The organism is Streptomyces sp. SS8 (genome assembly GCF_054072955.1).
In genome coordinates this window covers 124,945-136,226 of record NZ_JBSVCZ010000017.1, presented here as the reverse complement: position 1 = coordinate 136,226, position 11,282 = coordinate 124,945, and the positions used below count along the sequence as shown (strand labels likewise).

At 73.4% G+C, this 11,282-nt stretch carries 11 protein-coding genes; 10 read left to right on the top strand and 1 reads right to left on the bottom strand.

Features of this window, described 5'->3' with window-relative positions:
• Positions 1–152 precede the first annotated feature (152 nt).
• The 7 genes from rsmD (at position 153) to mutM (ending at position 5,372) form a co-directional block, all read left to right on the top strand.
• Positions 153–746, top strand: coding sequence for a 16S rRNA (guanine(966)-N(2))-methyltransferase RsmD (gene rsmD / locus ACW69E_RS17940; RefSeq protein ID WP_457499250.1), 594 nt, complete (start codon positions 153–155; stop codon positions 744–746).
• A 26-nt stretch (positions 747–772) separates the two neighbouring features.
• Entirely contained in the window at positions 773–1,252 is a 480-nt protein-coding gene (coaD, locus tag ACW69E_RS17935) for a pantetheine-phosphate adenylyltransferase (RefSeq protein WP_457499257.1), read from the top strand.
• A gap of 118 nt (positions 1,253–1,370) precedes the next feature.
• Positions 1,371–2,522, top strand: a complete 1,152-nt coding sequence (locus tag ACW69E_RS17930) for a cell division initiation protein (protein ID WP_457499249.1) — start codon at positions 1,371–1,373, stop codon at positions 2,520–2,522.
• A gap of 158 nt (positions 2,523–2,680) precedes the next feature.
• On the top strand, positions 2,681–3,340 hold the full coding sequence (locus ACW69E_RS17925) for a YceD family protein (protein WP_101254524.1): 660 nt from the start codon (positions 2,681–2,683) through the stop codon (positions 3,338–3,340).
• 2 nt (positions 3,341–3,342) lie between these two features.
• Positions 3,343–3,516, top strand: coding sequence for a 50S ribosomal protein L32 (gene rpmF / locus ACW69E_RS17920; protein WP_031508259.1), 174 nt, complete (start codon positions 3,343–3,345; stop codon positions 3,514–3,516).
• Positions 3,517–3,535: 19 nt separating this feature from the next.
• The gene (gene rnc, locus ACW69E_RS17915; protein ID WP_457499248.1) at positions 3,536–4,336 is read left to right on the top strand and encodes a ribonuclease III; all 801 of its coding nucleotides are present in this window, start codon (positions 3,536–3,538) and stop codon (positions 4,334–4,336) included.
• Positions 4,337–4,469: 133 nt separating this feature from the next.
• Entirely contained in the window at positions 4,470–5,372 is a 903-nt protein-coding gene (gene mutM / locus ACW69E_RS17910; protein WP_457499247.1) for a bifunctional DNA-formamidopyrimidine glycosylase/DNA-(apurinic or apyrimidinic site) lyase, read from the top strand.
• Positions 5,373–5,384: 12 nt separating this feature from the next.
• Here mutM and ACW69E_RS17905 read toward each other — a convergent pair whose 3' ends face one another.
• On the bottom strand, positions 5,385–6,326 hold the full coding sequence (locus ACW69E_RS17905) for a CAP domain-containing protein (RefSeq protein WP_457499246.1): 942 nt from the start codon (positions 6,324–6,326) through the stop codon (positions 5,385–5,387).
• Positions 6,327–6,496: 170 nt separating this feature from the next.
• Between ACW69E_RS17905 and ACW69E_RS17900 the strand changes: the two genes are divergently transcribed.
• The 3 genes from ACW69E_RS17900 (at position 6,497) to smc (ending at position 11,052) form a co-directional block, all read left to right on the top strand.
• Positions 6,497–6,814 carry an acylphosphatase gene (locus ACW69E_RS17900; protein WP_457499245.1) on the top strand — a complete coding sequence of 106 codons (318 nt, stop codon included), beginning with the start codon at positions 6,497–6,499 and terminating at the stop codon, positions 6,812–6,814.
• A gap of 283 nt (positions 6,815–7,097) precedes the next feature.
• Entirely contained in the window at positions 7,098–7,307 is a 210-nt protein-coding gene (locus ACW69E_RS17895; protein ID WP_093662111.1) for a hypothetical protein, read from the top strand.
• Between the two features lie 178 nt (positions 7,308–7,485).
• Positions 7,486–11,052, top strand: a complete 3,567-nt coding sequence (gene smc / locus ACW69E_RS17890; RefSeq protein WP_457499244.1) for a chromosome segregation protein SMC — start codon at positions 7,486–7,488, stop codon at positions 11,050–11,052.
• Positions 11,053–11,282: the final 230 nt, after the last annotated feature.

Here is an 11,282-nt window from a genome sequence, read left to right as displayed (position 1 = left end):
CGGGGCCCCCCCCCCCCCCCGGGGGGCCGCGGCCCCCCCCCCCGGGGGGGGGGGGGCCCCCCCCCCCCCGCCGCCCCGGGGGGGGGGGGGGGGCCCCCCGCGGCCCCCCCGCCCCACCAACCCTGCCCCAGCACCCTGGAGACGGTGAAGCGATGACCCGCGTGATCGCCGGAGCGGCCGGCGGACGACGCCTGGCGGTACCGCCGGGCCAGGGCACCCGCCCGACCTCCGACCGGGCGCGCGAGGGGCTGTTCTCCACCTGGGAGTCGCTGCTCGGCCCGCTGGCGGGCCTGCGGGTGCTCGACCTGTACGGGGGCTCGGGCGCGGTCGGCCTGGAGGCCCTCTCGCGCGGCGCGGCCCACGTCCTGCTGGTCGAGTCCGACGCCCGGGCCGTGCGCACCATCCGCCAGAACGTCCGCGGCCTCGGCCTGCCCGGCGCCGAGGTACAGGCCGGCCGCGCGGAGCAGACAGTGCGCGCGCAGGCCCCCGCGGAACCGTACGACGTGGTGTTCCTCGACCCGCCCTACGCCGTCGGGGACGAGGAGTTGCGCGAGATCCTTCTCACACTCCGTGCCCGGGGGTGGCTCGCGGGCGGCGCCCTCGCCACCGTGGAACGGAGCACCAGGGGCGGCGAATTCCGCTGGCCCGCCGGTTTCGAGGGGCTGCGGTCGCGCCGCTACGGCGAGGGGACGCTCTGGTACGGTCGCGCCGCCGAAGAAGCCGAAGAGGTCACCGACGCGTCATGACCCGTACGGAGAGCGAGGAAACGCCAGTGCGCCGCGCCGTCTGTCCGGGGTCCTTCGACCCCATCACCAACGGACACCTCGACATCATCTCCCGCGCCTCCAGGCTCTACGACGAGGTGTACGTCGCGGTGATGATCAACAAGTCCAAGCAGGGCCTCTTCGCCGTCGAGGAGCGCATCGACCTGATCCACCAGGTCACCGCCGAGTACGGCAACGTGCGTGTGGAGGCCTTCCACGGACTGCTGGTGGACTTCTGCAAGCAGCGCGACATCCCGGCCATCGTCAAGGGCCTGCGTGCGGTCAGCGACTTCGACTACGAGCTGCAGATGGCCCAGATGAACAACGGGCTGTCCGGGGTGGAGACGCTGTTCGTGCCCACCAACCCGACCTACAGCTTCCTCTCCTCCAGCCTGGTCAAGGAGGTCGCGGCCTGGGGCGGCGACGTCTCCCACCTGGTGCCGCCCCAGGTGCTCCAGGCCCTGCGCGAGCGGCTGTCCCGCCCCTGACGCGTCCGGCCGCCCGCCGCCGGCCCCCGGCCGGTTCAGGGGAGCGGACGCGCCCGTGCCCGGACCGGTTCCCGCATCCGCTGTCGCACCGGCGGCCGCTGCCCGTACAGTCGCTCCCGTGGACGTACAGCAGAAACTCGACGACATCGTCGCGGCGGTCGAAGGCGCCCGCTCCATGCCCATGTCGGCCTCCTGCGTGGTCAACCGCGCGGAGCTGCTGGGGATGCTGGAGGAGGTGCGGCAGGCGCTGCCGGGCTCGCTCGCCCAGGCCCAGGAGCTGATCGGCGACCGGGAGCAGATGATCGCCGAGGCCCGGCAGGAGGCCCAGCGGATCATCGACTCCGCACAGGCCGAACGCGGATCGCTGGTCTCCGGCACCGAGATCGCCCGCCGTGCGCAGGAGGAGGCCGACCGCATCCTCGCCCAGGCGCGTCAGGAGGCCGAGGGGATCCGGGCCGAGGCCGACGACTACGTCGACAGCAAGCTCGCCAACTTCGAGGTCGTCCTCAGCAAGACCATAGGCTCGGTCGACCGCGGGCGGGAGAAGCTGCTGGGCCGGGCCCCGGGCACCGACCCCTACGGCGAGGAGGGCGGCGAGGACATCCCGGAGCGCTCCGCCGACCCCGCCGAGCTGCGGGGGCGCGCCGACGCCTATGTGGAGGCACAGTTCCGGGCCTTCGAGGCGGTGCTGTCCAAGACCCTGGAGGCGGTCGGGCGCGGCCGGCAGAAGCTCACCGGCCACCGGCCCATCGACGAGCTGGGCGCCCATCTGGCCGCCCAGGACGAGCACGGGCAGCAGAGCGACGCCGACTACCTCGCGGACCTCGCCGCGGTCTCACACGAGCCGCAGCCGTCTCAGCCGCCCCGGCAGACGCCGCGGGTCCCCGCGCAGCCGCCGCAGCAGCCCGTGTACGAGCCGCAGCAGCCGCAGCAGGATCCGTACGCCTACCAGCAGGGCGGTTACGGCTATCCGCAGGAGGGCTATCCGCAGGAGTACGGGCAGCCGCAGCAGGATCCGTACGCGTATCAGCAGCAGTCCCCGCCGCAGCCCGCCTACCAGCCCCAGCAGCCGCAGCAGGGCGGTTACGGCTATCCGCAGGAGTACGGGCAGCCGCAGCAGGATCCGTACGCGTATCAGCAGCAGTCCCCGCCGCAGCCCGCCTACCAGCCCCAGCAGCCGCAGCAGCCCGCGGCGCTCGACGAGACCAGCTTCTTCGACACCAGCATGATCGACATGGAGCAGTTGCGGCAGTACGAACAGGGCCGCTAGCCCCCCGGCCCGGGCGCTCCACCGGTCCGGCGCCCCGTCGGTCCGGTGCCCCGCCGGACCGGATTGGGTCCGGGGCGGCCGGTCCAGTATCCTGGCCCTTCGGTCGTGGTCCGCCCGCGACGTTCGGCTGCCCAGAACGCAGGAATCGGAGCCAGCCGGTGTCAGACCGTAGAAAGCAGGAAGCCCTGAACGCCCCCCTCGACCCCCGTTCCCCCCTCGTGCTGGACACGCGCGAGCTGGGGCGCCGTCCGGGTGCGCTCAAGGAGTTCTCCCGGACGGTCCCGGCTCCCGGGGATCTCGGCATCGAGGTCATCGGGGTGCCGGAGGGCTCGCCCATGGAGCTCGACCTCCGCCTGGAGTCGGTCATGGAAGGGGTGCTCGTCACGGGCACCGCCCGTGCGCGGCTGAAGGGGGAGTGCGTAAGGTGTCTGGAGCCGCTGGAGCAGGAATGCGAGGCGGACTTCCAGGAGATGTTCTCCTACCCCGACGCCGACGACCGGAGCCGCTTCGCGGACACCGGCGACGACGCCGAGGACGAGGAGACGTTCCAACTCGAGGGCGACCTGCTCGACCTCGAGCCCGTGCTGCGCGACGCGGTGGTGCTGTCACTGCCGCTGCAGCCGGTGTGCCAGGAGGACTGCCCCGGACTCTGCCCCCGCTGCGGGGCGAGGCTCGCGGACGACCCCGGGCACGACCACAACGAGGCCGTCGACATCCGGTGGGCGGCTCTCGAAGGACTCGCCGGCTCCATGCGGGACGGCGAGAAGGACGAAGACAACGCACCCCGCACTGCCGGGGACGATCCACAGGAGAAATAGCCGTGGCTGTTCCGAAGCGGAAGATGTCGCGCAGCAACACGCGCCACCGCCGGTCGCAGTGGAAGGCTGCGGTCCCGACCCTGGTGAAGTGCGAGCGCTGCCAGGAGCCCCGTCAGCAGCACATCGCCTGCCCGAACTGCGGCACCTACAACCGCCGCCAGGTCCTCGAGGTCTGATCGGCTGGTGACGGGCTCCATGTCAGACGCCACTACGCCCGGAGACCTCCCCCGCAACGACGGGGGTGGGACGGCGCAGAGGGCGGGTCTGGTGGACGCGGCATCGTCCCACACGCTTCTGGAAGGGCGGCTCGGGTACCAGCTCGAGTCCGCCCTTCTGACGCGTGCGCTGACGCACCGCAGCTACGCGTACGAGAACGGCGGCCTGCCCACCAACGAGCGCCTGGAGTTCCTGGGGGACTCCGTGCTGGGCCTGGTGGTCACCGACACCCTCTACCGCACCCACCCCGACCTGCCCGAGGGCCAGCTCGCCAAGCTGCGCGCGGCGGTGGTCAACTCCCGCGCGCTGGCCGGGGTCGCCCGCGGTCTCGATCTGGGCGCCTTCATCCGGCTCGGCCGGGGCGAGGAGGGCACCGGCGGCCGGGACAAGGCGTCGATCCTCGCCGACACCCTGGAGGCCGTGATCGGCGCGGTCTACCTCGACCGGGGACTGGAGGCGGCCAGCGAACTGGTGCACCGGCTCTTCGACCCCCTGATCGAGGAGTCCTCCAACCTCGGCGCCGGGCTGGACTGGAAGACCAGCCTCCAGGAACTGACCGCGGCCGAAGGGCTGGGGGTTCCGGAGTATCTGGTCACCGAGACCGGCCCCGACCACGAGAAGACCTTCACGGCTGCCGCCCGCGTCGGTGGTGTCGCGTACGGCACCGGCACCGGCCGCAGCAAGAAGGAGGCCGAGCAGCAGGCGGCGGAGGCCGCCTGGCGTGCCATCCGGGCCGCTGCCGACCAACGGGAGGGCCCAAGGGCCGAGAAGGTCTCCTGACCGGCCCGGATCCCACCCCGCCGCGCCTTACGCCCACCCGCCCGGAATCCGGACGGGTGGGCGCGTCGTTCCACCAGTGACCACCCACACCGCCTCCCGCCGACGCGGGATCTCCATCGATGAGGAGCCGTCGTTGCCAGAGCTGCCCGAGGTCGAGGTCGTCCGGCGCGGACTCGAGCGCTGGGTGGGCGGCCGCACCATCGCCGGGGCCGAGGTGCTTCACCCCCGGGCGGTCCGCCGCCACCTCCCCGGGGCGGAGGACTTCACCGGCCGGCTGCGCGGGGCGCGTGTCGGCGCGCCCCGGCGCCGCGGCAAGTACCTGTGGCTGCCGCTCCAGGACACCGGCCAGTGCGTCCTGGCCCACCTCGGCATGAGCGGGCAGCTGCTCGTCCAGCCCCGGGAGGCCCCCGACGAGAAGCACCTGCGCGTCCGCATCCGCTTCGCCGACGACGCGGGCACCGAACTGCGCTTCGTCGACCAGCGCACCTTCGGCGGACTGTCGCTGCACGCCACCACGGGAGACGGCCTGCCCGACGTCATAGCCCACATCGCCCGCGACCCGCTGGACCCGGCCTTCGACGAGGCGGCCTTCCACATCGCCCTGCGCCGCCGCCGCAGCACGCTCAAGCGGGCACTGCTCGACCAGTCCCTGATCAGCGGGGTCGGCAACATCTACGCGGACGAGGCGCTGTGGCGCTCCCGGCTGCACTACGACCGGCCCACCGCCACCCTCACCCGCCCGCGCACCGCCGAACTCCTCGGCCACGTCCGCGACGTGATGAACGCGGCCCTAGCCGTCGGCGGCACCAGCTTCGACAGCCTCTACGTCAACGTCAACGGGGAGTCGGGCTACTTCGAACGCTCCCTGGACGCCTACGGCCGGGAGGGCCTGCCCTGCCGCCGCTGCGCCGCCCCGATGCGCCGCAGCCCCTGGATGAACCGCTCCAGCTACTTCTGCCCGCGCTGCCAGCGCCCGCCCCGCCCGGCGCGCCGAACACCGCCCGGAGACGGCCCAGGGACCGGATCAGGGCTCTGACCCGGGGGATTCTCAGAAGCCGAAGTTCTGCGTCCACCAGGGGCCGCCCTCGGCGAAGTGCGCGCCCACGCCCAGGGTCCGGTAGTCGCAGTTGAGGATGTTGGCGCGGTGACCGGGGCTGTCCATCCAGGCGTCCATCACCGCCTGCGCGTCGGCCTGGCCGCGGGCTATGTTCTCGCCGCCGAGGTTGTCGATGCCCGCCGCCTCGGCGCGGTCCCAGGGGGTGTCGCCGTCGGGGCCGGTATGGGAGAAGAATCCCCGGGCGGCCATGTCCTGGCTGAACTCCTCGGCCAACCGGGCCAGTTCGGGGTCGGCGGTGACCGGCCGACAGCCGGCCTCGGCCCGTTCCAGGTTGACCAGTCTCAGCACCTCCGCCTCGGCGGCCGTCTCCTCGTCGAGGGAGGGGAGGCCGGGCGCGGTGGACTTGAAGGAGGAGGCGGAGGGCTCGCCGGGGCTCTCGGAGGACTCGCGGACGGCGTCGCCGCCCGCGCCGTCCTTCCCCGCCGGGGGCGTACCGCCACGCGACGGGGTGGGCTCGGCCGGCTTCTTCGACGGTGTGGCCTCCGGCTTGTCCGGCTTCCGGTCGCGGGAGGGCCCGGCGTCGGTAGAGGCGGTGCGGCCGTCGCCGGGGCCCGGGGTGGAGCCCTCTCCGCGGTCGTCCGGGGCCGGGGTCGCCGCGCCCCGGGTCCGCAGGTCCCGCAGATCGTCCGGGGCCACGCCGGAGGGAGAGGCGAACCCGCCGACGGTGTAGTCGCCGTTCGGGCCGGGCAGCAGTCCCGAGGCCACCGCCACGGCGCCCATCGCCATCGCGGCCGAGGCTCCGAGGAGGCCGGTGCGGACGGGGACGGCGCTCCGCCTGCGGTGCGGACCGCGGTGGCGCCCGCCCGCCGTGTGGTGGTCGGGGGCGACGGGGGCCGGTGCTGGAACCGGTTCGGCGCGGCGGTGGCGTCCCATCTGCTGCAGTCCTCACGTGATCGGCGTCACTTGTGTCACTCGAAAGAGTGAGTCCCGTTGCGGCGTGACTGTACGGCATCCCCGGGAGGCGCAGGAGCGGACGGCGGAAACGCGGGAGAGGGCGGCGGGCGGGCACGCAGGGGCGGCGCGCGTCCGGATAACGTGCGCCCATGAGTACGAACGAGGAGGGCGCCGGCGCGGGCGCGGCCGGGGAGGCGGTGCGGATGACGGCCTGGGTGCGCGGACGGGTGCAGGGTGTCGGTTTCCGCTGGTTCACCCGGGCCAACGCGCTGCGGATCGGTGGCCTGGAGGGTTTCGCGCTCAATCTCGGTGACGGCCGGGTCCAGGTGGTCGCCGAAGGGCCGCGCGATCGCTGCGAGCTGCTGCTGGAATGGCTCCGAACGGGTGATACGCCGGGCCGGGTCGAAGGGGTGACCGAGATCTGGGGTCCGCCGCGCGGCGGCTACGAGGGCTTCGCGATCCGATGATCCAAAGTGGTTGCCTTTCCCCGCGTGACGTGCAAGGCTGCGGCCAGCGTCACCCCCGTGGAACCCCGCGAGCCCTCCGGCAGATTGAGTGCCGTCGAGTCAAGGCCGCCGGGGCTCGTGGCGTGATCGTGTTGACCGCCAAAACTTTTGGTGAGACTCTGGAAGCCCCGCGCACCGCAGCTGTTCTGCCTTGGGAATGAAGGCCGGACGGCAACCGCGGGTGCGATTCCCTCACGACCCACCACCGTTCCGGTCGGTCACTCAGTGTGGAGGACCATCCATCATGGCAAAGGCGCTTCTCGGTTACGTCGGCGGTTCCGACCCCCGAGTCCTCGCCGAGATGCGACGGCTGCAGCAGCGTGTTCAGGACCTGGAATCCGAGCTGGTACGGATCCAGGCGGAGAACGACGCGCTGTCGGCCGCCGCTGCACGGCACGGCGACTCGTTGCTGGAGAGCATCGACGTATCGAAGGCGGAGCCTGCGCTCACCTGACCTCCCGGTCCGGGGAACGCAGCGCCAAGCCGCTGGAGAAAACTGCAAGGGACGCTTCGGCGTCCCTTCGTCGTTTCCGGCCGGGGCCGTGGCGCTTACCGTGTGATGTGCCCCACCCGTTCGGCGGCGAAACTCGCTTCGGCCGTGAAACGGGCACCTGGGAGTAAAGTCCGGGTACGTGCACCTCAAGAGCCTGACCCTGCGCGGGTTCAAGTCCTTCGCCTCGGCCACGACGCTGCGCTTCGAGCCGGGCATCACCTGCGTGGTGGGTCCCAACGGCTCGGGCAAGTCCAACGTCGTGGACGCCCTGTCGTGGGTGATGGGCGAGCAGGGCGCCAAGTCGCTGCGCGGCGGCAAGATGGAGGACGTCATCTTCGCGGGGACGGCGGGTCCATCCGGCCGCTCCCCGCTCGGCCGGGCCGAGGTCTCCCTGACCATCGACAACTCCGACGGCGCCCTGCCCATCGAGTACACCGAGGTCACCATCACGCGGATCATGTTCCGCAACGGCGGCAGCGAGTACCAGATCAACGGCGACACCTGCCGGCTGCTGGACATCCAGGAACTGCTGTCGGACTCCGGCATCGGCCGTGAGATGCACGTCATCGTCGGCCAGGGCCAGCTCGACTCCGTCCTGCACGCGGACCCGGCCGGCCGCCGGGCCTTCATCGAGGAGGCCGCCGGCGTCCTCAAGCACCGCAGGCGCAAGGAGAAGGCGCTGCGGAAACTGGACGCGATGCAGGCCAACCTCGCCCGCGTCCAGGACCTCACCGACGAACTGCGCCGTCGGCTCAAGCCGCTTGGGCGGCAGGCGGCCGTCGCCCGCCGGGCCGCGGTGATCCAGGCGGACCTGCGCGACGCCCGGCTGCGGTTGCTGGCCGACGATCTGGTGGCCCTGCGCGCGGCGCTGAGGGCCGAACTCGCCGACGAGGCCGCGCTCAAGGAGCGCAGGGAGTCGGTGGAGGCCGCGCTCGGGGAGGCGTTGCGACGGGAGGCGGCGCTGGAGCAGCAGGTCAGGGAGCTGTCCCCGCGGCTGGAGCAGGCGCAGCAGACCTGGTACGAGCTGTCGCAGCTCGCCGAGCGGGTGCGCGGCACCGTGAGCCTGGCCGACGCCCGGGTCCGAAGCGCGTCCGCCGAGCCCGTCGAGGAGCGCCGGGGGCGCGATCCGGAGGACATGGAACGCGAGGCGGCCCGGGTCCGCGAGCAGGAGGCGGAGCTGACGGCCGCGCTGGAGGCGGCGAGCCGGGCGCTGGAGGACACCGTCGTCCACCGCGCGGAGCTGGAGCGCGCCCTGGCGGACGAGGAGCGACGGCTGAAGGACGCCGCCCGCGCCATCGCCGACCGCCGCGAGGGGCTGGCCCGGCTGCACGGCCAGGTCACCGCCGCCCGCGGCCGGGCCGCCTCCGCGCAGGCCGAGATCGACCGGCTGGCCACCGCCCGGGACGAGGCGGCCGAGCGCGCGGCGGCGGCCCAGGAGGAGTACGAGGCACTGCGGGCCGAGGTGGACGGGCTGGACGCGGACGACGCCGAGCTGGCCGAGGGCCACGAGGCGGCCGGACGGGAGCTGGCCGAGGCCGAGACGGAGCTGAGCGCGGCCCGCGAGGCGCTGTCGGCCGCCGAGCGGGAACGCGCGGCGACCGCCGCCCGCCGTGACGCACTGGCCCTGGGGCTGCGCCGCAAGGACGGCACCGGCGCCCTGCTCGGCGCCGGCGGGGAACTCGCCGGGCTGCTCGGCCCGGCCGCCGAACTCCTCACCGTCACACCCGGTTTCGAGGTGCCCGTCGCCGCCGCTCTCGGTCCGGCCGCGGACGCCGTGGCCGTGGACGGCCCGACCGCGGCCGCCGAAGCCCTGCGCCTGCTGCGCGGACAGGACGCCGGCCGTGCGGCGCTGCTGCTCGGCGGCGCGCCTTCACAGGGGCTCCCCGGGGCCCTGGACGCACCCGGTGCGCGGTGGGCCGCGGAGCTGGTGTCGGGGCCGGATGACCTGCTGTCCGCCGTGCGGCGGCTGCTGCGCGGCGTGGTGGTGGTCGGCTCCCTCCGGGACGCGGTGGAGCTGGTGACCGCCCGCCCGGAGCTGACCGCCGTCACCACCGAGGGCGATCTGCTCGGTGCCCACTTCGCGCAGGGCGGTGCCGCCGGGGCGCCGTCGTTGTTGGAGGTGCGGGCTTCGGTGGACGAGGCCGCCGCGGAGCTGGCCGAGCTGGACGGCCGCTGCGAGGCACTGGCCGAGGAACGGGAGAGGGCCCGGGAGCGGCGGCGCGAGTGCGCCGCCCGGGTCGAGGAGCTGGGGGCGCGGCGCAGCGCGGCCGACAGGGAGAGGTCGCAGGTCGCGGGCCGCCTCGGGCGGCTGGGCGGACAGGCGCGGGCCGCGGCGGGGGAGGCCGAGCGCGCGGCGGCGGCCGTGACCAGGGCCGAGGAGGCGCTGGCGCGGGCCCGCGAGGAGGCCGAGGAGCTGGCCGGGCGGCTGGTGGCGGCCGAGGAGCGGCCGGGCGAGGAGGAGCCGGACACCTCGGTGCGCGACCGGCTGGCGGCCGACGGCGCCAACGCCCGGCAGACGGAGATGGAGGCCCGCCTCCAGGTGCGCACCCACGAGGAGAGGGTCAAGGGGCTCGCCGGACGAGCGGACTCCCTGGACCGGGCGGCACGTGCCGAACGGGAGGCGCGGGCGCGCGCGGAGCGGCGTCGTGCCCGGCTGCGGCACGAGCGGGAGGTGGCCTCGGCCGTCGCCTCCGGCGCCCGGCAGCTGCTGGCGCATGTGGAGGTGTCGCTGGCGCGGGCGGGGGAGGAGCGGGAGGCCGCCCGGAGCGCCAAGGCCGGACGGGAACGCGAGCTGGCCGCCGAGCGCGACCGGGGCCGGCAGCTGAAGGAGGAGCTGGACAAGCTCACCGACTCCGTGCACCGCGGCGAGGTGCTGGGCGCCGAGAAGCGGCTGCGGATCGAGCAGCTGGAGACCCGCTCCCTGGAGGAGCTGGGCGTGGAGCCGACCGTACTGGTCCGCGAGTACGGCCCCGACCAGCCGGTGCCGCCGTCGCCGCCCGCCGAGGGGGAGGAACTGCCCGAGGACCCCGATCACCCGCGCAACCGCCCGGTCCCCTTCGTCCGTGCCGAGCAGGAGAAGCGGCTGCAGGCGGCCGAGCGGGCGTACCGGCAGCTGGGCAAGGTGAACCCGCTGGCGCTGGAGGAGTTCGCGGCCCTGGAGGAGCGGCACCGTTTCCTCAGCGAGCAACTGGAGGACCTGAAGAAGACCCGCGCGGACCTGCTGCAGGTGGTCAGGGAGGTCGACGAGCGGGTCGAGCAGGTCTTCACCGAGGCGTACCGCGACACCGCCCGGGAGTTCGAGGGCGTCTTCTCGCGGCTGTTCCCCGGCGGCGAGGGGCGGCTGGTCCTCACCGACCCGGAGAACATGCTCACCACGGGGGTGGACGTCGAGGCCCGGCCGCCGGGGAAGAAGGTCAAGCGGCTGTCGCTGCTGTCGGGAGGCGAACGCTCGCTGACGGCCGTGGCGCTGCTGGTGTCGATCTTCAAGGCGCGGCCCAGCCCGTTCTACGTCATGGACGAGGTCGAGGCGGCGCTGGACGACACCAACCTCCAGCGGCTGATCGGGATCATGAGGGAGCTCCAGGAGAGTTCCCAGCTCATCGTGATCACCCACCAGAAGCGGACCATGGAGGTCGCCGACGCCCTCTACGGCGTCTCGATGCAGGGCGACGGGGTGTCCAAGGTCATCAGCCAGCGGCTCCGCTGAGCTTCCCCGGTGAGCGGCGGTGCGGGTCGGGACACCTCTGACCCTTCACCCCTGCTTCACTTCCCGAACAGAAAACGTCACAGCCTGAGCCTGTTCCGGATCCCTCTCCTCTATTGACTTCAACTTTTGAAGGAATAGTCTCTGCATGGTCGGCCATGCCTTCAAACGGCGGCATGCGGTTGCGCGTGCCGGGTAAAAGGCGGCAACCACTTGGCAGCCCACCCGGCACC

What these genes read in the sequence shown, in the direction of transcription:
- rsmD (WP_457499250.1), top strand. Translation starts at nt 153, where the DNA reads ATGACCCGCGTGATCGCCGGAGCGGCCGGCGGACGACGCCTGGCGGTA.
- rnc (WP_457499248.1), top strand. Translation starts at nt 3,536, where the DNA reads ATGTCAGACGCCACTACGCCCGGAGACCTCCCCCGCAACGACGGGGGT.
- ACW69E_RS17905 (WP_457499246.1), bottom strand. Translation starts at nt 6,326, where the DNA reads ATGGGACGCCACCGCCGCGCCGAACCGGTTCCAGCACCGGCCCCCGTC.
- ACW69E_RS17900 (WP_457499245.1), top strand. Translation starts at nt 6,497, where the DNA reads ATGAGTACGAACGAGGAGGGCGCCGGCGCGGGCGCGGCCGGGGAGGCG.
- ACW69E_RS17895 (WP_093662111.1), top strand. Translation starts at nt 7,098, where the DNA reads ATGGCAAAGGCGCTTCTCGGTTACGTCGGCGGTTCCGACCCCCGAGTC.